Annotated in this window: 19 protein-coding genes and 1 tRNA gene; 6 read left to right on the forward strand and 14 right to left on the reverse strand. The window is 71.7% G+C overall.

Annotated features, from left to right (window positions below; all coding sequences use genetic code 11):
- Positions 1 to 8: 8 nt before the first annotated feature.
- Positions 9 to 1,118, reverse strand: a complete 1,110-nt coding sequence (locus BM028_RS02215; RefSeq protein ID WP_092384286.1) for an aminotransferase class V-fold PLP-dependent enzyme — start codon at positions 1,116 to 1,118, stop codon at positions 9 to 11.
- A gap of 95 nt (positions 1,119 to 1,213) precedes the next feature.
- On the reverse strand, positions 1,214 to 1,999 hold the full coding sequence (locus BM028_RS02220; RefSeq protein ID WP_229085150.1) for an isoprenyl transferase: 786 nt from the start codon (positions 1,997 to 1,999) through the stop codon (positions 1,214 to 1,216).
- Positions 2,000 to 2,098: 99 nt separating this feature from the next.
- Here BM028_RS02220 and trhA point away from each other — a divergent pair, with 99 nt between their 5' ends.
- Positions 2,099 to 2,833 (forward strand): PAQR family membrane homeostasis protein TrhA, encoded by a 735-nt coding sequence (trhA, locus tag BM028_RS02225; protein WP_070419188.1) that lies wholly within the window; start codon positions 2,099 to 2,101, stop codon positions 2,831 to 2,833.
- Between the two features lie 125 nt (positions 2,834 to 2,958).
- On the opposite strand, the gene BM028_RS02230 is transcribed toward trhA, so the two are convergent.
- A complete protein-coding gene (locus BM028_RS02230; protein ID WP_092384288.1) occupies positions 2,959 to 3,306 on the reverse strand; it encodes a hypothetical protein in 348 nt (115 codons plus the stop codon).
- Entirely contained in the window at positions 3,303 to 4,193 is an 891-nt protein-coding gene (gene mca, locus BM028_RS02235) for a mycothiol conjugate amidase Mca (RefSeq protein ID WP_092384290.1), read from the reverse strand. The genes BM028_RS02230 and mca overlap by 4 nt, the downstream gene beginning before the upstream one ends.
- A 33-nt stretch (positions 4,194 to 4,226) precedes the next feature.
- Here mca and BM028_RS02240 point away from each other — a divergent pair, with 33 nt between their 5' ends.
- Both BM028_RS02240 and greA read left to right on the forward strand, forming a co-directional pair.
- Positions 4,227 to 4,718, forward strand: a complete 492-nt coding sequence (locus BM028_RS02240) for a DUF4307 domain-containing protein (RefSeq protein WP_175473661.1) — start codon at positions 4,227 to 4,229, stop codon at positions 4,716 to 4,718.
- A gap of 67 nt (positions 4,719 to 4,785) precedes the next feature.
- Positions 4,786 to 5,274: a transcription elongation factor GreA gene (gene greA, locus BM028_RS02245; protein WP_070416763.1), complete on the forward strand. Its 489-nt coding sequence runs from the start codon at positions 4,786 to 4,788 to the stop codon at positions 5,272 to 5,274.
- 82 nt (positions 5,275 to 5,356) lie between these two features.
- On the opposite strand, the gene ilvA is transcribed toward greA, so the two are convergent.
- Positions 5,357 to 6,601, reverse strand: a complete 1,245-nt coding sequence (gene ilvA, locus BM028_RS02250; RefSeq protein WP_070416764.1) for a threonine ammonia-lyase — start codon at positions 6,599 to 6,601, stop codon at positions 5,357 to 5,359.
- Between the two features lie 45 nt (positions 6,602 to 6,646).
- On the reverse strand, positions 6,647 to 7,915 hold the full coding sequence (locus BM028_RS02255; RefSeq protein WP_254789358.1) for an AI-2E family transporter: 1,269 nt from the start codon (positions 7,913 to 7,915) through the stop codon (positions 6,647 to 6,649).
- Positions 7,916 to 8,009: 94 nt separating this feature from the next.
- On the opposite strand from BM028_RS02255, the gene BM028_RS02260 reads away from it, so the two are divergent.
- On the forward strand, positions 8,010 to 9,269 hold the full coding sequence (locus tag BM028_RS02260) for a winged helix-turn-helix domain-containing protein (RefSeq protein WP_092384294.1): 1,260 nt from the start codon (positions 8,010 to 8,012) through the stop codon (positions 9,267 to 9,269).
- A 73-nt stretch (positions 9,270 to 9,342) separates the two neighbouring features.
- On the opposite strand, the gene BM028_RS02265 is transcribed toward BM028_RS02260, so the two are convergent.
- A complete protein-coding gene (locus BM028_RS02265; RefSeq protein ID WP_071302385.1) occupies positions 9,343 to 10,242 on the reverse strand; it encodes a M48 family metalloprotease in 900 nt (299 codons plus the stop codon).
- 22 nt (positions 10,243 to 10,264) lie between these two features.
- Positions 10,265 to 10,846: a LemA family protein gene (locus tag BM028_RS02270; protein ID WP_070416768.1), complete on the reverse strand. Its 582-nt coding sequence runs from the start codon at positions 10,844 to 10,846 to the stop codon at positions 10,265 to 10,267.
- Between the two features lie 238 nt (positions 10,847 to 11,084).
- Between BM028_RS02270 and BM028_RS02275 the strand changes: the two genes are divergently transcribed.
- Positions 11,085 to 13,442 (forward strand): Ig-like domain-containing protein, encoded by a 2,358-nt coding sequence (locus tag BM028_RS02275; protein ID WP_092384296.1) that lies wholly within the window; start codon positions 11,085 to 11,087, stop codon positions 13,440 to 13,442.
- Positions 13,443 to 13,587: 145 nt separating this feature from the next.
- Positions 13,588 to 15,261: a class I adenylate-forming enzyme family protein gene (locus tag BM028_RS02280; protein WP_092384298.1), complete on the forward strand. Its 1,674-nt coding sequence runs from the start codon at positions 13,588 to 13,590 to the stop codon at positions 15,259 to 15,261.
- 94 nt (positions 15,262 to 15,355) lie between these two features.
- Here the strand turns inward: BM028_RS02280 and BM028_RS02285 are convergent, their stop codons facing one another.
- The 6 genes from BM028_RS02285 to eno form a co-directional block, all read right to left on the reverse strand.
- Positions 15,356 to 16,696: a threonine/serine exporter family protein gene (locus BM028_RS02285; RefSeq protein ID WP_092384300.1), complete on the reverse strand. Its 1,341-nt coding sequence runs from the start codon at positions 16,694 to 16,696 to the stop codon at positions 15,356 to 15,358.
- A 108-nt stretch (positions 16,697 to 16,804) separates the two neighbouring features.
- Positions 16,805 to 16,878 (reverse strand) — tRNA-Leu (locus BM028_RS02290).
- Between the two features lie 72 nt (positions 16,879 to 16,950).
- Positions 16,951 to 18,438 (reverse strand): NAD(P)/FAD-dependent oxidoreductase, encoded by a 1,488-nt coding sequence (locus BM028_RS02295; protein ID WP_092384302.1) that lies wholly within the window; start codon positions 18,436 to 18,438, stop codon positions 16,951 to 16,953.
- 43 nt (positions 18,439 to 18,481) lie between these two features.
- Complete coding sequence (locus BM028_RS02300) at positions 18,482 to 19,030, reverse strand: DUF501 domain-containing protein (RefSeq protein ID WP_071294715.1); 549 nt, start codon at positions 19,028 to 19,030, stop codon at positions 18,482 to 18,484.
- Positions 19,031 to 19,065: 35 nt separating this feature from the next.
- Positions 19,066 to 19,599 carry an FtsB family cell division protein gene (locus BM028_RS02305; protein WP_070416773.1) on the reverse strand — a complete coding sequence of 178 codons (534 nt, stop codon included), beginning with the start codon at positions 19,597 to 19,599 and terminating at the stop codon, positions 19,066 to 19,068.
- Positions 19,600 to 19,899: 300 nt separating this feature from the next.
- Positions 19,900 to 21,183 carry a phosphopyruvate hydratase gene (gene eno / locus BM028_RS02310; RefSeq protein WP_071294716.1) on the reverse strand — a complete coding sequence of 428 codons (1,284 nt, stop codon included), beginning with the start codon at positions 21,181 to 21,183 and terminating at the stop codon, positions 19,900 to 19,902.
- Positions 21,184 to 21,262: the final 79 nt, after the last annotated feature.

Genomic DNA, 21,262 nt, shown 5'->3' on the forward strand with positions numbered 1-21,262 from the left:
CGCGGCCGCTACTGCATCGTGGCGTACGACAGGCAGGCGTCGCGGAACATGTCGAGCGTCTCGTCCGTGGTGGACGCGAACACCGACACCCGCGCGACCCCGAGCCGCGTCGTGACCGTCACGCCGTGGTTGTGGAACGCCGCGGACAGCGCGGTGAGCCGTCCCTGCGGCGGTCGGAGCACCACGATCCCGGCGCGCTCCCGGGGGTCGCGGCTGGACTCGACGGAGAGGCCGAACTCGTCGGCGATGTCGAACACCCGCTCGACCCGGTCGGTGACCCGCTCCTGCACGACGGCGACACCGACGGCCGTGAGCCGGTCGAGCGACACCGCCAGGCGTGCCTGCGACACCGGGTCGGTGCGGGTCATCTGGAAGCCGGCGGCACCCGGACGGACCGACGGGACCTCGGTCGGCCACCCGGTCGTGCCGTGCGGGCCGGACAGGGCGGGCCGGAGGCGGTTCAGCGCACGGTCGCTGAACGCGGTGAACCCGGTGCCCCACCCGGCGTGCAGCCACTTCTGGCCGCCGGTCGCGACGACGTCGGCGAGCTCGTACGGGGCGTCGACCACGCCGAAGCCCTGGATGGCGTCGACGATGAGGAGGCGGTCGCCGATGACCTCGCGGATGGCGGCGAGGTCGGCGAGGTAGCCGGTCTGCCAGTCGACGAGCGAGACGGCGACCGCGGTGACGTCGTCGGACAGGCGCGACTCGATGAGCGACGGCGTCATCCACCCGGCGCCGGACTCGACCACGACGGGCTGGACGCGACCGCCCGTGGCCGAGGCAGCACTCGCGAGGGCCAGCGGCAGCGAGGGGTACTCGTCGGCGGAGACGAGCACGCCGCCGGTGAGCCCGAACGCGGTGTGCAGGAGCCCTGGCGTCGTGGCGGTCTGCGAGACGACCTGGTCCTCGCGCCGGCCGACGAGCCGTGCGGCGACGGTGCGGACCCGGGCGTCCTGCTCGTCGAGCGTCTCCATGGCGCCGAAGCGCATGTGCTCCTGGATCGTCCCGAGCACGCGCTGCTCCTCGAGGACCGCGGTCTGGACGGGACCGAACGCGGCGTGGTCGAGGTAGCCGGGCTCCTCGGCGAAGCCTGAGGCGTACTCGGCGATGTTCACAGGGGCAACCTTCCGTGGGACGAAAACCCTGTGAGTCTACTGGGATGAACGGCCGACAGCCGCCGCAGTGCGGGGAACGGCGCGACCCCGACCGCTCAGCCGCCGTACCGGCGGGACCGCAGCCCGAAGTCGCGGACGGCGCGCAGGAAGTCGACCTCGCGCAGGTCCGGGTAGAGCGCCTCGACGAAGTAGAACTCGCTGTGCGCGCTCTGCCACAGCATGAAGTCGGACAGCCGCTGCTCGCCCGACGTCCGGATGACCAGGTCGGGGTCCGGCTGCCCCTGGGTGTAGAGGTGGTCGCCGATGAGCTCGGGCGTGAGGACCTCGGCCAGGGTGTCGAGCGTGCCGCCGCCCTCGTCGTGCGCCTGCACGATGCTGCGCATGGCGTCCGCGATCTCCCGACGGCCGCCGTAGCCGACCGCGAGGTTCACGTGCAGCCCGGTGTGCTCCGCCGTGCGCTGCTCGGCGGCGGAGAGCGCGGCGACGAGGGGTTCGGGCAGGCCCTCGTTCGAGCCGACGTGCTGGACCCGCCAGTCCCGGTGGTCGGCCAGGGTCCCCGCGAGGTCGGCGATGATGCCGACGAGCTGCTCGAGCTCGTCGCCGCCACGACCCTTGAGGTTGTCGGACGACAGCAGGTAGAGCGTCACGACCTCGATGCCGAGGTCGTCGCACCACGTGAGGAACTCCGGGATCTTCGCGGCGCCCGCGCGGTGCCCGTGCGCGGCGGACTCGAGGCCGAGCTGCTTCGCCCAGCGACGGTTGCCGTCCACGATCATGGCGACGTGCTTCGGCATCGCCGAGCCGTCGATCTGCCGGCGGATCCGGTTCTGGTAGGCGCGGTAGAGGATCCCTCGTCCTGCCCATCCCACCCTGCCGGTCACGGAACGAACATAGTGCACGGCGCCTCGGAGCGAGCCGCGTTCCCCGGGCCGTCCGCCCGTGTTCGGCGTTCGTTCGGCATCGGCCCCTACGGTCGGACCATGCAGGCCGAGCACGACACCGGGACCCTCCCCCACGTCCCCTTCACCGACGAGGCCGCGAGCACCGCGACCGCCGGACGGACGACCGCCAGCGCGTCCGAACCCCGGCCCGCGTGGCGCGGTTGGATCCACCTCGGGGCGTTCCCGTTCGCCATCGCGATGGGCATCGTGCTCATCGTCCTCGCGGGCTCACCCGCGGCGAAGGTGGGCAGCGCCGTGTTCATGGCGACGTCGCTCGCGATGTTCGGCGTCTCGGCGACCTACCACCGGTTCCCCTGGGGCCCGACGGTCAAGGCGGTGCTCAAGCGCATCGACCACACGAACATCCTGCTGCTCATCGCCGGCACGTACACACCCGTGGCGATCTGCGCCCTGCCGCACACCCTGATGGTCGTGGTGCTCTGGGTGATGTGGTCCGGCGCGGCGCTCGGCATCGCCTTCCGGGTCCTCTGGATCGGGGCGCCCCGATGGCTCTACGTGCCGATCTACCTCGTCCTCGGCTGCGCGGCGCTCGGGCTGCTGCCGCAGTTCTTCGCCGCGAGCGTCCCGATGACGGTCCTCGTGCTCTCCGGCGGCGTGGCCTACATCCTCGGTGCGCTCGTGTACGGCTTCAAGCGGCCGAACCCGTCGCCGACGGTGTTCGGCTTCCACGAGGTCTTCCACGCCCTCACGGTCGTCGCGTTCGCCGCCCAGTGGGCGGGTGTCCTCATCGTGGCGCTGGACCCGGTGCGCTGACCGCGACGGTCCGTCGGACGGGAGGCGCGGGTCGGGCCCGCACCGTGCCTCCCGTCCCGCACTCACGCGGGTCCACCGCGCCCGTCGCGTCAGCCGCGCCGGTCGCGTCAGCCGCGCCGGTCGCGTCAGCCGCGCTCGGTGTCGTCCCCGACGTCGGCCCGGCCGTCCTCGGCCGCACGCCGCTCCGGCTCGTCCGTCGCGACGCCGTCGCGATCGATGCCGTCACGGTCGATGCCGTCACGATCGCCACCCGCGGTGCCGTTCGCCTCGGCCTCGAGCCGCTCCCGGATCTCCGCCCGGTAGCGGGTCCGCCGGATGCGCCGGGTCATGTCGATCACGAGCAGGATCGTCACGATGGCCACGACCGCGATCGCGATGAAGCCCGCGACGCCGGGCGTCACGTCGACGTCCGGGACGCTCGAGGTCGGGCTCGGGCTGGGGGTCGCGGCGAGTGCCGCGTGGAGGGTGCTCACGCAGTGGTGTCCTTGTCGGCAGGGATCCCCGCGAACAGGTCGGACTCGGGGAGCTCGGTCGGCACGCGGGCCTCGACGAGCTGGTAGTCCTCGGTCGGCCACACCGTCGCGAGGAGGTCGTTCGGCCAGTAGAAGAAGGCGCTGTCCGGCGGCACCTGGCTCGCGTGGGCCCGGAGCGCCGCGTCACGCGCGTCGAAGTACTCGTGCACGTCGACGTGGGTCGTGGCGAGGTCGGGCCGGTCGGCGAACCGTTCGACCCACTCGCGCAGCTGCTCGACCGCCGGGCTGTCCGGGTCGCGTTCCTGCAGGGCCTCGAAGACCGTCCGGAAGCGCCGGGGGTTCATGGTGCGCTCGTAGTAGAGCTTCGCGACGGACCACGCGGGCCCGGCATCGGGGTACTTCTCGGGGTCCGCGGCGTCGCGCCAGGCGGCCACCGAGACCTCGTGCGTCCGGATGTGGTCCGGGTGCGGGTAGCCGCCGTTCTCGTCGTACGTGACGAGCACGTGCGGGCGGAAGCGCCGGATGACCCGCACGAGCGCCTCGGTCGAGTACTCGAGCGGCACCGTCGAGAAGGTGCCGCGGCGGACCGTCTCGCCCTTGTCGGCGTCGGGCAGGCCGGAGTCGTGGTACCCGAGCCACAGGTGGTCGATGCCGAGCGCCGCCTGGGCCCCGGCCATCTCGGTGCGGCGGTACCCGGCCATGTCGCGGTGCGCCCGGCTCGTGGCGGGCTCGCCGAGCTGGTCGTTGAGGATGTCCCCCGCCTCGCCGCCCGTGCAGGAGACCACGAGGACCTCGTTGCCCTCGGCCGCGTACTTCGCCGCGGTCGCCGCTCCCTTGCTCGACTCGTCGTCGGGATGGGCGTGGACGGCCATCAAGCGGTACGGCACTGGTCTTCCTCACTGATCGCGTGGCAGCACACAGTGTCACGTGAACTACCCTGGGATCAGGATAATCACCCCGGGAGCCCCGAACTGTCCGAACCGCAGCACCAACCGGCACCTCAGCCGTCCGCCAGCACCACCGCGACGCTGGACGACCGCTACGGCCGCACCCCCGGACGCGCTCGTCGCACGCGGCTGATCGGGATCGTCGCCGCTGCCGCCGTCGCCCTGGTGTTCATCGTCTGGGTGGTCTGGGCCGGTCCCGGGCAGACCAGCCACGGCCTCGACACCGACGACGTCGGGTACCAGGTCGTCTCCGACCACCAGGTGGTCGTGCACACGCAGATCTCCGTCGACCCGGGCACGGTCGCGAAGTGCGCCGTCCAGGTCCTCGACAAGTCGTACACGATCGTCGGCTGGCGCGAGATCCGGGTGCCGGCATCCGATCAGCGCGTCCGGAGCATCAGCACGCCCGTGAACACCGTGTCACGCGGTGTGACCGGCTTGATCCACGACTGCTGGGTTCCCTAGACTGCTGTGATTCGCGGACAAGACCGGCCACACCGGCCGGTCTTGTTCTTTGCTGAAGGGAATCACCATGAGCAACGACACCCAGGTCACGTGGCTGACGCAAGAGGCGCACGACCGCCTCACGGCCGAGCTCGAGACGCTGTCCGGTGAAGGTCGCCAGGAGATCGCGAACCGCATCGAAGCCGCTCGCGAAGAGGGCGACCTCAAGGAGAACGGCGGCTACCACGCCGCCAAGGACGAGCAGGGCAAGATCGAGGCCCGCATCCGTCAGCTCACCGAGCTCCTCAAGCACGCCACCGTCGGCGAAGCGGACTTCGACGGCACGGTCGAGCCCGGCACCGTGGTGACCGCCGTCATCGCCGGTGACGAGTCGACGTTCCTGGTCGGCAACCGCGAGATCGTCGGCGAGGGCTCGGACCTCACCGTCTACAGCCCGGTCAGCCCGGTGGGCGCGGCCATCGTCGGCCTGCGCGCCGGCGAGAAGGCCACGTACACCGCGCCCAACGGCAAGGAGATCGCCGTCGAGGTGACGAAGGTCGAGCGCTACGAGCCGTAGACGCGACCGTTGACGGACAGGAGGCGCGGTGCCGGCTGGCACCGCGCCTCCTGTCCGTCTCCGGCTCGGTCCAGCGCCCGTCTCAGTGCTCGAGCAGCTCCGGCTGGAAGCCCACCTCGTGCAGGCGGTGGATGACCTCCTGTGCGTGCTCGGGGCCGCGCGCCTCGATCGACAGGTCGAGTGCCACCTCGTTGATGACGAGCCCCTGGCCGTGCCGGGTGTGGAGCACCTCGACGACGTTCGCGCCGGCGTCCGAGATGACCTGCGAGACGCGGGCGAGCTGACCGGGGCGGTCCGGCAGCATGATGCGGATGCCGATGTAGCGCGACGCCGCGACGAGGCCGCGGGTGATCACGCGTTCCATCATGAGCGGGTCGATGTTGCCGCCGCTGAGCAGGACGACGGTGCGACCGGTGTCCCGGACGGCACCGGACATGATCGCCGCGACGCCGACGGCCCCGGCGGGCTCGACGACGAGCTTGGCGCGTTCGAGCAGCACCAGGAGCGACCGGGCGACGTCGTCGTCGGACACGGTGACGATGTCGTCGACGAGGTCGCGGATGATCGGGAAGTTCAGGTCGCCGGGTCGCGCCACGGCGATGCCGTCCGCGATCGTCGGCTTCGTGCTGACGGTGACGGGCTCGCCGGCCTCGAGCGAGCTCGGGTAGGCGGCTGCGTTCTCGGCCTGCACCCCGATGACCCGGATGGTGCGTCCGAGGCGCTCGGCGACGCCCTTGACGGCGAGGGCGATGCCTGCGATGACGCCGCCGCCGCCGATCGGCACGATGACCGTGTCGGCGTCGGGCACCTGGTCGAGGATCTCGAGCCCGAGCGTGCCCTGGCCGGCGATGACCGCGGGGTGGTCGAACGGCGGGATGAAGACCGCTCCGGTCCGTGTCGCGAAGTCCTTGGCCGCGCTCAGCGCCTCTTCCACCGAGTGCCCGCGCAGGACGACCTCGGCGCCGTAGTGCCGCGTGGCCTGGAGCTTCGGCAGGGCGACGCCGACCGGCGTGAAGATCGTCGCGGGGATGCCGAGCTCGCGCGCGGCGAGGGCGACCCCCTGCGCGTGGTTGCCGGCGCTCGCGGCGACGACCCCCGCGGCCCGCTGCTCCGGGGTGAGGGTCGACAGGCGGTTGTACGCACCGCGGACCTTGTACGCACCGGTGCGCTGCAGGTTCTCGCACTTGAGGTGCACCGGCGACCCGAGGACCTCGGCGAGGAACTGCGAGGTCTCCATCGGGGTGACACGGGCGACCCCGGCGATCGTCACACGTGCCTTCTCGATGTCGTCGAGCGTGGGGATCAGCGGCGTGGTGGTGTCGGTCACGGGTCCATCATCGTCGCTCGCGGCACTCCTGACGAACCCGTGACGTCAGTTGGTGCTGGCAGTGCCCTCAGCCGCCGCCGGCTCCGGCTTGCTGCCCGGTGCCGGGACCGCGTCGCCGACCTTGTGGCGGCGGCCACGCCGGAGCTGGAGCTGCCCGTGCTGGCCGCGCCTCGGGGTGGCCTCGAGCACGTGCTCGGAGTCGAGTCCACGCCAGCGGCCGCTCGCGATCGTCATGACCATCGTGTTCACGGTGGCGATCAGCGGCACGGCGAAGAAGGCACCGGCGATGCCCGCGAGCCCGGAGGCCGCCGTGACGCCGAGGACCACCGCGAGCGGGTGGACCTTGACCGCGTTGCCCATGACGAGCGGCTGGAGGATGTGTCCCTCGATCTGCTGCACGAGCAGCACGACCGCGAGGACGAGGACGGCCGCGAGCGGGCCGTTGAAGATGAGCGCGACGAAGACGGCCAGGAACCCGGTCACGATCGCACCGACGACGGGGATGAAGGCACCGAGGAAGACGAACGCCGCGATCGGGATCACCAGCGGCATGCCGCCGAAGAACAGCCCGACGATGAAGGCGCCGAGCCCGATGCCGACGGCGTCCACGAACGCGACGAAGATCTGCACGCGGATGAAGCTCGTCAGGGTGATCCACCCCGCGACACCGGCGCCGTCGACGGTCGCACGGGCCTTCTTCGGGAAGAGCCGCACGGCCCACCGCCACACGTTCTTGCCGTCGATGAGCAGGAAGATCGTGGTGAACAGGATGATGAAGAGCGCCTCGAACACGTGCGTGGCACCGGACCCTGCGCTCGCGACCCCGGAGAGGATCGACGCGCTGTTGTCCTGCAGCCACTTCGTGCCGTCGTCCAGCCAGCCGTTGACGTCGCCCTGCGTGATGCCCAGGCCGGAGTTCAGGACGAGGTCCTTGATGTTCGCGTACTGGTCGACCGTCCGGTCGCGGAGTGACGGGTAGGACGCGATGATCTGGTCGACGACGAGCCACACCAGCGCGCCGATCGCCGCGAGTCCGCCGAGCAGGCTGATGACGACCGCGAGCCACTTCGGCACGTGGTGGCGCTGCATCCAGTTCGAGATCGGCACGAGCAGCGCCGAGACGACGATGCCGACGAGGAACGGGATGAGGATCTGGCTGAAGATCGTCATCAGCCAGATGAAGACCGCGATCACCCCGATGACGACCAGGATCCGCCACGACCACGCGCCGGCGATCCGCATGCCGGTCGGGACCGACTCCTCGACCACGGGGTCCGGATGCGTCGGTTGCTGCTGCTTTCTGCCCCATGCCATGGTCGCGAGTGTACCGATGTGCGGCCCGACAGGTACCAGATACGGCATACGTCACCGGACGCGGGGTGTCGGCGGCGATCGGTAGCCTTCGGACATGGTCAGGACCACGCTCTCCGCTGCCGAGGCCCGCCGCGTCGCACTGGCTGCCCAGGGCTTCGGCCAGCCGCCTGCCGACGCCGTGTCGACCCGGGCGCTGAACGCTGGGTTCGCGCGCCTCGGCCTGCTGCAGATCGACTCCGTGAACGTCTTCGAGCGCAGCCACTACCTGCCGCTCTTCGCCCGGCTCGGCGCCTACGACCGGTCCACGCTCGACCGTCTGACGATGTCGAAGCGCGGTCCCTACGCCGAGTACTGGGCGCACGAGGCCGCCTTCGTCGACCGCACCGATCTCCCCCTCTTCCGGTGGCGGATGGACGCGCTGCGCGAGCGCGACTCGTGGCCGAACCGGATCGACGGCGTCCGGCGGACCGAGGGGGTCCGGCGCGAGCTCCGGGCGCTGCTCGCGGCCGAGGGGCCGATGCCGGCGAGCGCGGTCGAGCACGAGTCGAACGTCCGTCGGGGGCCGTGGTGGGGCTGGAGCGACGTGAAGCTCGGACTCGAGCAGATGTTCCGCTGGGGCGACGTCGTGAGCGCCGGACGGTCCGGCTTCGAGCGGGTCTACGCGCTCCCCGAGCAGGTCCTGCCTGCCGGCACGCTCGAGGACGCACCGGCGCGACCCGCAGCCGTCCTCGAACTCGTCCGTCGGGCCACCCGGGCACTCGGCGTCGGCACCCGCGCGGACATCGCCGACTACTACCGGCTCCGTTCCGACGACACCGCCGCGGCGATCGCCGAACTCGTCGCCGCCGGGGAGCTCGTGCCGGTGCGGGTCGAGTCCTGGGGCGAGCGCGCCTGGATGCACGCCGACGCCCGGGTCCCGCGGCACGTGACGGCCGACGCCGTGCTCAGTCCGTTCGACCCGGTCGTGTGGTTCCGGCGGCGGGCCGAGCGGATGTACGGCTTCCACTACCGGATCGAGATCTACACGCCGGCACCGAAGCGGGTCTTCGGCTACTACGTCCTGCCCGTCCTGCAGGACGACCGGCTCGTCGGGCGGGTCGACCTGAAGAGCGACCGGCAGCGCGGGGTCCTGCGCGTGCGGACGGCGTGGGAAGAGCCGGGCGAGCGGCTCGATGCCGGGCGACTCGCCGAGACCCTCCGACGGACGGCCGCGTGGCAGGGGCTCGACGGGGTCGAGGTCACCGATCGCGGAACCGCCGCGGCTGCGGTCGCAGGGGCGCTCGGCGTCCGGCTGGTGCCGCACGTCGCAGCCGACGACGCGGACGCGAGCGTGGCGTTGGAACCGGCCGTCTGACGGGCCGGTGGCGTGGGGCGGGGCCGACCCGCGCCTCCTGGGCCACACCCGGTCGCCGGCACCCGCCGTCGGGTCAGAACCGGTCGAGACTCCCGCGCAGCCGCGCGATCCGGTCCGGCAGCGGCGGGTGCGTGGAGAACAGTCGGTCCATCAGGCCGGGCCGCATCGGGTCGGCGATCCAGAGGTGCGCCATCGACGAGTTCTGCGTCTGCATCGGCCGGCCGTACGCGCCGAGCTTCTCGAGCGCACGGGCGAGCCCCTCGGGGTGGCGGGTGGTCATCGCGCCGGTCGCGTCCGCCAGGTACTCCCGCTGCCGGGACACCGCGGCCTGCACGCCCGCCGCGGCGATCGGCGCCACGATGACCGCGACGAGGCCGGCGATGAGCAGGATCGGGTTGTTGCCGCCGTTGTCGTTGTTCCGGTTCCGACCGCCGGCGAGCCCGCTGAAGATCGAGATGCGGAGGAGCACGTCGGCGATGAGACCGACCGCGACCACGAGCCCGAACACCATCGTGGAGACGCGGATGTCGTAGTTCCGGACGTGCCCGAGCTCGTGGGCCATGACGCCCTGGAGCTCCTGGTCGTCCATGATCGCCAGCAGCCCGGTCGTCGCGGCGACGATCGCGTGGTCGGGGTCACGGCCGGTGGCGAAGGCGTTGGGCGACGGGTCCTCGATCACGAAGACGCGCGGCATCGGCATCCCGGTGGCGATCGCGAGGTTCTCGACCGTGCGCCAGAGTCGTGGCTCGGTGTTCCGGTCGATCTCGATGCCGCCCGCGATCGCCGTGGCCTGGCGACCCGCGGCGAAGTACTGCACCAGCGCGTACCCGAGCGCGACCACGAGGACGATCACGCCGATCGACACGTTGCCGGCGAGGTAGCCGCCGAGGAACCCGAGCGCCCCGATGATCAGCAGGAAGACCAGGACGATGAGGACCGTGTTGCGCTTGTTGCGCGCGATCGCGCTGTACACGTCGCAGCCGTCGCCCGGCGGGTCAGAACTGGACGCGCGGCGGTTCGGCGATCGCCGCGGGCTCGGCGGTCTCGAAGAACGACGCCTCGGTGAAGCCACGGCTCTTCGCGAACGACGAGTTCGGGAAGACCCGGATCTTGGTGTTCAGTTCGCGGACGCCGCCGTTGTAGAAGCGACGGGCGGACTGGATCTTGTCCTCGGTGTCGACGAGTTCGGACTGCAGCTGCAGGAAGTTCTGGCTGGACTGCAGCTGCGGGTACCCCTCGGCCACCGCGAACACGCTCTTCAGTGCCTTCTGCATGTGTCCCTCTGCCGTGGAGGCGCTCGAGGCGTCCCCGGCGCTGAGCGTCTCGGCGCGGGCCTTCGTCACGGCCTCGAACACGGACTTCTCGTGCGTGGCGTAGCCCTTCACCGTCTCGACGATCGTCGGGATGAGGTCGGCGCGGCGCTTGAGCTGCACGGAGATGTCACTCCACGCCTCGTCGACGCGGACCTTCAGCGTGACGAGCGAGTTGTACGTGACCCACAGGTAGATCCCCACGACGACGAGGAGGACCACCACCACTCCGACGACGATCAGCGTCGTGATGAGTCCGGTGTCCATGAGGGCGTACTCCTTTGCGCGTCGGGATCGCGGTGTGACGGGGCCGTCGGGCCTGCGTCACGGCCGAGGACGATTGTATCGACCAGCGGGGTGCCCTCTCGTCCACGGCCCCGGTTCACGGGCGATTCCCGAGTCGCACACACCGCGCGCTCGGGCTGCTCGGCGTGTCGCTCGGTCCACGGACATCATCCGATCGACGTATTGACCCGAGCGGCTCGATCACGTGGGATGGACTCGGATGAACGCGCGCGGGGAGAACGTGGACGACCGGGCTGTCGGGGGCGACGGCCCCGTTCGCCGAACCCGGATCACGCTGGCCGTCGCCGCGGGGGCCGCCCTGGTCGTGGGCCTGCTCGCCCTCGCCGTGGCCCCGGCCACCGCCGTGACGTCCGCAGCCGTGACGTCCACCGCTGCTGCCGCTGCGGACCCCGATCCGGGCACGACACCCACCCCCACGCCAGCGCCCCAGGACCACCTGACCCCGGCGCCCCCGACCACGTCGCCGAGCCGGCCCCCGGTGCGCCCGTCGATCGACGACCCCGGCGACATCACCAGCGGGACCGTGCGCTTCAGCGGCAGGGGCACCCCCGGGCACGACCTGCGGGTCACCGGTCCGGCGTCGACCGGGTCGACCGGCTGCACCGCGACCGTCCACGACGACGGTGCCTGGTCCTGCCTCGCGACCGTCCGGAGCGGACCTCAGCAGGTCTTCACCGTGGCGGACCAGAGCTTCCCCGGGCTCGGCTCGGCGCGCACCCCGGCGTCCGACGTCATCGTCCCGCCGGTCGTCACCACCGCACGGCCCACGAACGGTCCGGTGACCGGCACCGGGCACGCAGGGTCGACCGTCACGCTCTCGGTGTCCGGGTCGTCGACGGACCGGACCGCCACGGTCGGTGCCGACGGTCGGTGGACGGTGTCCCTCCGCGGCGGCACCCCGGGCGGCGACGCACGGCTCTCCGTCACCGCCACGCAGACCGCGAGCACGGCCGACGGATACCGGTCCGACCTGCGGAGCGCCGCGTCGACCCCGGTGACCGTGACGCTCGACCGGACCGCGCCGACGGCACCGCGCATCACCGCGCCCGGCTCCGGCGACCGCGTGCGCGTCCAGCCCCTGACCGTCAGCGGAACGGGCGAGGCGGGCGCCGTGCTCACCGTGTACGTGGACCGTGCCCCCGTGTGCCGGACCGAGGTGCCTGCCTCCGGCCGGTGGTCCTGCACCACGGCGGGTTCGACGCTGGGCGCCGGTACCCGGGCGGTGACGGCGACGCAGCACGACGCCGCCGGCAACTTCTCGCCGACCTCGACGGCCGTCCGGGTCGTCGTCTCCCGTGCGTCGGCGGCGCCGGGCACGCCGGGTGACGGGTCCACCGGCAGCGGCTCGCCGTCCGGGACCCCTGGTACCGGGACGGGCAGCACCGGCACGACGACGCGCCCGAACGGCCACGGCACCGCGACCGGTGGCTCCTCCGGCCCCGGCACCGGTTCGGACTCCGGTCCGGGCTCCCGTCCGGGCTCCGGTCCGGGTTCCGGTTCCGATGGAGGCGCCGGCAGCGACAGCGGGTCCGGCACCACCACGGGCGGGCACGGCCGCGGGCTGGATTGGTCCGGCCCGGCGGGCGACTGGACCGCCTCCACCGCGTACGACACCACCGTGCCGACCATCCAGGCGGCGTTCTCGTGGCGCACCGTCCTCGTCGCCACGGCCGTCGCCGCCGGGTTCCTCGTGCTCATCGCGGGGCCGCTCGCACTCGTCGCCGGCGTCGCCCGGGGCCGGATCCGTTCGCCGTTCGCCGGGCTCCTCGGTCGCAACCGCCCCCGTGACGAGCGACGCCGCGGCGAGGACGTGCTCCCGACCTGGGCCTCGATCACCGTCGCGGTGCTGGTCGTCGGGCTGTGCACGCTCCTCGGCGTGGGCATCTCCCTCGAGGCCCGCTACGTCCGTCTGGCGATCGCGGTCCTGCTCGGCGCGGCCGTCCTCACGACGACGATCGTCCTCGCCACCCGCTGGGCAGCCGGCACCGATCGCAGCACCATCGGGTTCCGGGTCTCCCCCTGGCTGGTGCTCGCCGCCCTCGTGGCGTGCGGCGTCACCCGGACGTTCGACCTCTCACCTGCTGTGATCGTCGGTGCCGTCCTCGTGCCGATCGGCCGACCGGACCTCGACACCCGGGCGCTCCGGCTCGGCTCCTCGATCGCTTCCGGCGCCCGCAGCGCCACCTGGCGGTCGATCTCGCTGCTCGTCGTGGCGGCGGCCGGCTGGGTCCTGCACTCCGTCACGCCGGGGTCCGGCTTCTGGGTGTCGTTCGTGTCCGAGTTCGCGATCACCCTGTGCGTCGGCGGCCTCGGCGCCGTCGTCGTGACGCTGCTGCCGGTGGCCGGGTCCGCCGGGCAGTCCCTGCTCGCGCGGTCCCGTGGTCGGTACGCCGCCATCGCCGCGGTCGCCGTCGCGTTGGCCGCCGCCGTGTACTCCGGGTCGGCCGGGACGCACGTCTCCCCCGTCGCGCTGGTGGTCGTCGCCGCGGTCTGCACCGCCGGAGCCGTCGCCGTCTGGTGCTGGCAGCGGGCGGCCCGGGTCGACCAGCGCGCCTGAACGTGGCACCGTCAGGGCTCGGATCGGGCTGCCGCCGAGGCTCGCTGCACGGATACGCTGACGAGCGGTGCGCGCGACATCACGAACGGAGCGCGCCGTACCACGGACGGTGCGTGCAGCACCACGACCGCTGCTGGGAGCGACGATGACCGAGACCCGATCCGACTACGACCCGACCCGCTTCCGCGACGTCTTCGAGCACAGCTACACGTACGCCAACGGCTTCGCCCGGAACACCCACCGCTTCGCCGGCCGACCGGCGCTCCGCGATCCCGACACCGACCGCTCGTGGACGTACGCCGAGCTCGGCGCCGACGTCGACCGCGTCGCCGGGTGGCTCGTGCGCCACGGGGTCGGTCGCGGCTCCGTGGTCATGGTCGAGCTGTTCAACTCCCCCGAGTTCGCGATCCTGTACCTGGCGGCCCACCGCATCGGCGCGGTGTTCTCCCCCACCAACTTCCGACTCGCGTCGGACGAGGTCGCGTTCATCATCGAGGACTCCGCCCCCGTGGTCCTCGTCCACGACGCCGCCCGCTCGACCGACATCACGGCCGCGCTCGCCAGCTCCGACCACACGCCCGAGCACGTCGTCGTGGTCGGCGACGGAACCCGACCCGGCGACGTCGACTTCGCCGCGCTCCTCACCAGCGACCCCGTCACCGCCGACGAGCTCGCCGCGTCCGAGCCCCGCAGCACCTACGACGAGACGACGCGCCTGTACACGAGCGGCACGACCGGACGGCCGAAGCCCGTGCCGCTGCCGAGCCTCGTCGAGGTCCTCAGCGCCCACGACGTGATCATGCACTTCCCGCTGAGCCCGTTCGACAAGACCCTCAACATGTCGCCGCTCTTCCACCGCGGCGGTCTCTACTCCGGCGGCCCGAACCCGGTGTTCTACGTCGGCGCCGAACTCACCACGCTCCGGCACTTCGACGCCGACCGTGTGCTCGACCTGGTCGAGTCCGAGCAGCTGACGTTCCTCATCGGCGCCCCGCCGAACCTCGTGCAGCTCGCGAACGCCCAGGAGCAGCGGCCCCGCGACCTGTCCTCCCTCAACGGCATCGTGACGATGGGCGCACCGCTGGACCGGGCCGCGGCGCTCCGGTACCAGGAGCTCCTGTCGCCCCGCATCTTCAACGGCTACGGCACGACCGAGACCTTCTGGAACACCTTCCTCCGTCCCGAGGACTTCCCCGACGGTGCCGGGTCGACCGGCCGGGCCTCGACCGACGACGACGTCGCCGTGGTCCGCGTCTACGAGGACCGCCTCGCCGACCCGAGCGACACCGTGCCGAAGGACGGTTCGGAGATCGGCGAGTTCGCGGTCCGCACCGTGAAGTCCGGCTACTCGTACCGCAACCCCGGGCTCGAGGCCGAGAAGTTCGCGAACGGCTGGTTCTACCCGGGCGACCTCGCCACGTGGGACGAGCACGAGCGCGTGACGATCGTCGGGCGCAAGGACGACATGATCATCTCCGGCGGCGAGAACGTCCACCCCGTGCAGGTCGAGGCCGCACTGCAGGAGCACCCGGGCGTCGCCGACGCGATCGTGGTCGGCGTCCCCGACGAGCGCTGGGGCGAGGTCGTGACGGCGTACGTCGTCCGCGCGCCCGGGCGGCTGCCGGAGGACGACGTCGAAGCCGCCGCCGCCCTCGAGGAGTGGACCGCGTCGCACCCCGGCCTCGCCCGCTACAAGCGGCCGCGGCTCTACCGATTCGTCACCGAGCTGCCGTACAACGCCACGGGCAAGAAGGTGCACTACCTCGCGAAGGAGACGGCTGTGGACGACCAGGCTGCGGGGCTCCTGCTCGCGCCGTGACGGCCTGGAGGCGCGGTGCGGGCCGGCACCGCGCCTCCCGTCCCGCAGTGGGTCGCGTCCACGGCGACTGCCGCGCTCTCCGCGCTGCGCGCGTCTACTGGGTCGCGTCGGCCCCGCGGTGCGGTGCGTTCCGTGCGAACAGCCCCGGCAGCAGGCCGCCGATCTTCGTGCCGATGCAGAGACTGACGAACGTCGCGAGCGGGTTCGCCAGCGCCTCCGGGTCGAACGTGGCGACCGCGACGAGCCCGACCGTCCCCGGCACGAGCAGCAGGAACGCCGGGAAGAACGAGACCGTCGCCGGGATCGCCGGCACCAGTCGCTCCAGCAGCCGCGTCGCGACGAACAGCAGCGCGGCGGTCGCACCGGTGGCGACGACGCTCCCCCACAGCGGGGTCGTCCCACTCACCAGCGCGTAGGCCGTGACCATGACCGCGACGGACACGAGCGTGAGCCGCCACCCCGACCGGAAGACCAGGCCGAGGCCGACGGCCAGCCCGACCACCGCGACCCACGACACCCAGTAGGACGGCACGGCCTCCCACCCGCCGCGGTCCGTGCCGACGCCGGCGACCTCGCCGACGAGTGCCGCCGAGGACGGGTCGACGTGCAGCCCGGTCAGCGCGCTCCCCGATGCGATGCCCGCAGCCATGAACCCGAGCATGATGAGCCCCTGCACGAGCCGCGACGACCCGGTCACGATGTCGGCCGCGGTGAGCTCGAGCAGGGCGTTGGTGATGAGGGCTCCCGGCACGAACACGGCCACGGGGGCGCACACGGCGAAGAGCGGGACGTGGTCGAACCCGGTGCCGGCGGCGACGAGCCCGACGATGGTCGTGGACACGAAGGCCGCGAGGAACGGGATGATCGCCACGGCCTCGCGGAAGCGACGGAGCACGAGCCCGATCACGCCGACGAGGGCTCCGACGGCCAGCGCCACGAGGATCGCCCACCACGGGCAGCGGAACACCACCGCGAGTCCGGCCGAGGTCAGGGCGTTGCCGAGGATCCACGGCAGTGCCGGCGGTGGGACGGTCCCGGCGCGGATCGCTCGGACCCGTGCGGGGATCTCGGCGAGGGCGATCGAGCCGCTCTCGAGGCCGAGGACGAGCCGGTTCGCCCGAGCGGCCTGGCGGCTCGAGAGCTCGACGCCCTCGGCGTTGACGATGGTGGCGGCGCCGGTGGCGACCTCGCTCACCATGACGAGGGCGGGGAGGACCCCGACGGCGAGCGTCGGCCCGACCCCGGCGGCGTCGCGGGCCTTCTCGAGCGCCGAACGGACGTCGGTCACCGAGCTGCCGGCGTCGAGGAGGAGGGCGCCCAGCGTGCCGAGCAGCATGCCGGTGGGGACGGTCTCGCCGTCGACCACCTCGACGTGGGCCTCGGGTCGGCCGAGGGCGTTCCGCAGGTTCGCGAGCGCGCTTCCGAATCCGACCACCCGAGAATGGTAGCGGGGGCGGGCTTTCGTCCGTCGCCTCGGAACCCCCGGTGGGACTCGAACCCACAACTCGGCGATTGTAAGTCGGGTGTCGGTTCCCGCTCGTCGTACCCCCGGTGGGACTCGAACCCACAACTCGGCGATTTTAAGTCGCATGCCTCTACCGATTGGGCCACGGGGGCGGGCCGCAACAGCCTACCGACGAAGACGAGGCGGCCACCCCGTGGGGTGACCGCCTCGTCTGGAGCGTGCCGCTACTTGGCGTCCGCCTCGGCCTTCACCGGCTCGGCGTCGTTCGAGACGTCCTTCGCCGGCTCGCCGTAGGCGGGACCGGCCGCACCGGCGGGCTTGCCCTCTTCCGGAGCGGTGGTCGGCTTCGACGCCTCGACCGGTGCCGCGGGGGCCTCGGCTGCGGGCTTCGGACGGGACGCGAACGCCTCGAACGCGGCGCGCGGGGTCTCGCGGTCGTCGAGCGACGCGATGTCGCGGCCGAGGAAGAAGCCACCGACCCAGTCGCCGATGACGCGCCACTTGCGCTCCCACGACGGCATCGCCAGGCCGTGGTAGCCGCGGTGGGCACCCCAGGCCAGGAAGCCCTTCATGGCGAACTTGCCGGACTGGAAGACACCGATGCCGAGACCGAGGCCGGCGACGGCACCGAGGTTCTCGTGCTTGTAGTCGGTCGTCGCCTCGCCGCGGATCGTCGCGACGAGGTTCTTCGCGAGCTGCTTCGCCTGGCGGACGGCGTGCTGGGCGTTCGGCACGCAGAACCCGCCGACGCCACCACCGGTGAGGTCCGGCACGGCCGCGACGTCACCACAGGCCCACGCGTCGGCGATCACGCCGTTGTCGTCGACCACGCGCAGGTCGGGCTGCACGCGGATGCGGCCACGCTGCTCGAGCGGGAGGCCCGTGCCCTTGACCATCGGGTTCGCCATGACGCCGGCGGTCCAGATGATGAGGTCGGACTCGATCTTCTCGATCGCGCCGTCGTTGGTCTTGAGCTCGCAGACGCCGCCGACCGCCGAGGCCAGCTGCGTCTCGAGGTGCACCGTGGCGCCGCGCTGCGCGAGGTTCTTGAGCACCCAGTGCGACGTCTCGAGCGACACCTCGGGCATGATGCGGCCCATCGCCTCGACGAGGTGGAAGTGCGTGTCGTCGAACGACAGCTCGGGGTAGCTCTTGAGCAGGTCGGAGACGAACGAACGGAGCTCGGCGAACACCTCGATGCCGGCGAAGCCACCACCGACGACGACGACGGTCAGCAGGCGGTCACGCTCCGGGCCGGCCGGCAGGGTCGCTGCCTTGTGGAAGTTCGTGAGGATCTTGTCGCGGATCGCCGCGGCCTCTTCGATCGTCTTCAGACCGATCGCCTCGTCGGCGACGCCCGGGATCGGGAAGGTACGCGAGACCGCACCCGCGGTCATGACGATCTGGTCGTAGGACTCCTCCCACGCCTCGCCCTCGGCCGGGGTGATCGTCGCCGTCTTGCTGGCGTGGTCGACCTTCGTGACCTTGGCGGTGACGACGCGCGTCTTCTTGAGGTGACGGCGGTGGGAGACGACGGCGTGACGCGGCTCGATGGAACCGGCGGCGACCTCGGGGAGGAACGGCTGGTACGTCATGTACGGCAGCGGGTCGACCATGACGACCTCGGCTTCGCCCTGACGAAGGTGCTTCTCGAGCTTCCAGGCGGTGTAGAAGCCGGCGTAACCGCCGCCGACGACGAGGATCTTGGGCACGGTGGATGATCTCCTTGGAGTGGGGTGGTTGCCGGGAGGCTGGTCAGAATTCGCCGCCACCCGCCCCGACTCCGGCGTCTGCTCCCTCATCATACGCCCGGCACTCACACCGGGCGGGCGACCAGCTCGTGCGCTCGAGCGCGAGGTCGCCGATGGGGTTGACGCCGGGTCCGGCGGCGAGGGCGTGGCCGACGAGGGCGTGCAGGCACTTCACGCGGGTGGGCATGCCACCCGCGGTGATGCCGTCGATCTCGTCGACGTGCTCGATCGACTCGCGATCGGCGAGGTAGGACTCGTGCGCCGCGCGGTACTGCTCGGCGACGGTCGGGTCCTCGAGCAGGGCTGCCAGCTCGGGCATGACCTGGTTGGCCTCGAGGGTGCTGACCGCAGCGGTGGCCGCGGGATGGCACAGGTAGTACAGCGTCGGGAACGGGGTGCCGTTCGACAGCCGGGGCTTCGTGGACACGACGGTGGGGTTGCCACAGACGCAGCGAGCAGCGATCCCGATGACGTCACGCGCCGGTCGGCCGAGCTGCGCCGAGACGACCTGGATGTCGCGTTCGGAGGGCGGGTCGAAGGGAGGGGTCGTCACGGGTACGTGAGCCTACCGGAGTCCCGCGCGTCGTCCTACTTCGTGTCGCCGGTGCCGGAGACGTCCGGTGCGACCAGCTGCTGCGTGGTCTCGTCGGTGAGCCCCGAGGTCAGCACCGACGACAGCATCGCCTGCACCCAGTCGACCTTCGGCGTCTGCACGGTCGAACTCACGGGCGTGCCGGAATCGGTCGTCGGCGTCGACTCGGCCTTCCGGTTCTCGCTGCCCATCACGAGGTAACTTTCCTCGCCCGGGTACACGTAGAGCAGTCGGTCCCGAGCCTGCGCCTCGATGTACGCGGGGTCGTCCCAGCGCGCGACGTCCTTCTTCTTCTGGGCGACGTCGGCCTTCTGGCTCGCGACCTCGCGCTGCTGCTGGGCGATCTGCTCCTGCTGCTGGATCAGGGTCCGGAGTGACGGTGCGAGCACGACGACGAACAGCACGATGATGGCCAGCATGAGCAGGCTGAACCCGGAGAACCGGATCGAGCGGTACCACGGCTGCTCGGACGAGCCACCCTCGGGCAGCGCCACGGGGACGCGGCGGACACGGGGCTTCTGGCTGGGCACGGTCCGACGATAACCCGCCGGCGGGCCTGCTGGCGGTCGGCACGCGGCCGTTCGGCGCCCTCTCAGCGGGCGATCCAGGAGGCGCGGCGCACCCCCGGAACGCTGCCAGCGCCCGGCACGCGGTCGCGCAACACGCCGCGGGCGATCCGCTGAGGTCGCACGATCGGTCGCCCGCGTCCGGCTGAGACGGCAGTTCGTGCGACCTCGACGGTCGGCGCTCGGCATGCCGTGCGACCTCGGCGCCCGAACGACGAGACGCCGCCCTCCCGAGGGAGGACGGCGTCTCGCAGAGGCGCTGGGTTACAGGGAAGCCGAGCGCGGGAAGGCCGAGCGGCCCGCGTAGACCGCGGCGTCGCCGAGCTCTTCCTCGATGCGGAGCAACTGGTTGTACTTCGCGACACGGTCCGAGCGGGCCGGGGCGCCGGTCTTGATCTGACCACCGTCGACCGCGACCGCGATGTCCGCGATCGTGGTGTCCTCGGTCTCGCCGGAGCGGTGCGACAGGATCGCCGTCATGCCGTGGCGCTGCGCGAGGGAGACGGCGTCGAGGGTCTCGGTCAGGGTGCCGATCTGGTTCACCTTGACGAGGATCGAGTTCGCGGCCTTCTCGTCGATGCCCCGCTGCAGGCGCGTCGGGTTCGTGACGAACAGGTCGTCACCGACGATCTGCACCTTGTCGCCGAGCTCGGCGGTCAGGTGCGACCAGCCGGCCCAGTCGTCCTCGGCCAGCGGGTCCTCGATCGTGGCGAGCGGGTAGTCGCGGACGAGCTCGGCGAAGTAGGCCGTGAACTCCTCGCCGGAGAGCTGCTTGCCCTCGAACGCGTACTTGCCGTCGTGGAAGAACTCGGTGGAGGCGACGTCGAGGCCGAGCGCGATGTCCTTGCCCGGCGTGAAACCGGCCTTCTCGATCGCGGCGAGCAGGAAGTCCAGCGCGGCGCGGTTGGACGCGAGCTCCGGGGCGAAACCGCCCTCGTCGCCCAGGCCGGTCGCGAGGCCCTGCTTCTTCAGCTCGCCCTTGAGCGCGTGGTAGGTCTCGACGCCCCAGCGGAGCGCCTCGGAGAAGGACTCGGCGCCGTAGGGCACGAGGAAGAACTCCTGGATGTCGACGTTGGTGTCGGCGTGCGCGCCACCGTTGACGACGTTCATGAGCGGGACGGGCAGCGTGTGCGCGTTCGGGCCGCCGAGGTAGCGGAACAGCGGCAGGTCGGCCGAGTCGGCGGCCGCGCGTGCGACGGCGAGCGAGGCGCCGAGGATCGCGTTCGCACCGAGGCGCGACTTGTTCTCGGTGCCGTCGAGCTCGATGAGCGCGGCGTCGACGAGGCGCTGGTCGGTGGCGTCGAAGCCCTCGAGCGCCGGACCGATCTCGTCGAGGACCGCGTCGACGGCCTTGAGGACGCCCTTGCCGCCGTAGCGGGAAGCGTCTCCGTCACGGAGCTCGTACGCCTCGAACGCACCGGTGGAGGCGCCGGACGGGACGAGTGCGCGCGAGACGACCCCGTCGTCGAGCAGGACCTCGACCTCGACCGTCGGGTTGCCTCGGGAATCGAGGACTTCGCGTGCGCCTACGGCGTCGATCTGGGCCACGGGGTACTCCCTACACGTTCGGTTGTGGTGATTGCGGAGTCGATCCTAGCGAGGCGCGGGTGAACACGAGGCGTGCATG

The sequence above is a fragment of the Curtobacterium sp. YR515 genome, assembly GCF_900113095.1.
In the GTDB taxonomy this organism is placed as follows: domain Bacteria; phylum Actinomycetota; class Actinomycetes; order Actinomycetales; family Microbacteriaceae; genus Curtobacterium.

What these genes read in the sequence shown, in the direction of transcription:
- trhA (WP_070419188.1), top strand. Translation starts at nt 2,099, where the DNA reads ATGCAGGCCGAGCACGACACCGGGACCCTCCCCCACGTCCCCTTCACC.
- greA (WP_070416763.1), top strand. Translation starts at nt 4,786, where the DNA reads ATGAGCAACGACACCCAGGTCACGTGGCTGACGCAAGAGGCGCACGAC.
- BM028_RS02255 (WP_254789358.1), bottom strand. Translation starts at nt 7,915, where the DNA reads ATGGCATGGGGCAGAAAGCAGCAGCAACCGACGCATCCGGACCCCGTG.
- BM028_RS02260 (WP_092384294.1), top strand. Translation starts at nt 8,010, where the DNA reads ATGGTCAGGACCACGCTCTCCGCTGCCGAGGCCCGCCGCGTCGCACTG.
- BM028_RS02270 (WP_070416768.1), bottom strand. Translation starts at nt 10,846, where the DNA reads ATGGACACCGGACTCATCACGACGCTGATCGTCGTCGGAGTGGTGGTG.
- BM028_RS02275 (WP_092384296.1), top strand. Translation starts at nt 11,085, where the DNA reads ATGAACGCGCGCGGGGAGAACGTGGACGACCGGGCTGTCGGGGGCGAC.
- BM028_RS02280 (WP_092384298.1), top strand. Translation starts at nt 13,588, where the DNA reads ATGACCGAGACCCGATCCGACTACGACCCGACCCGCTTCCGCGACGTC.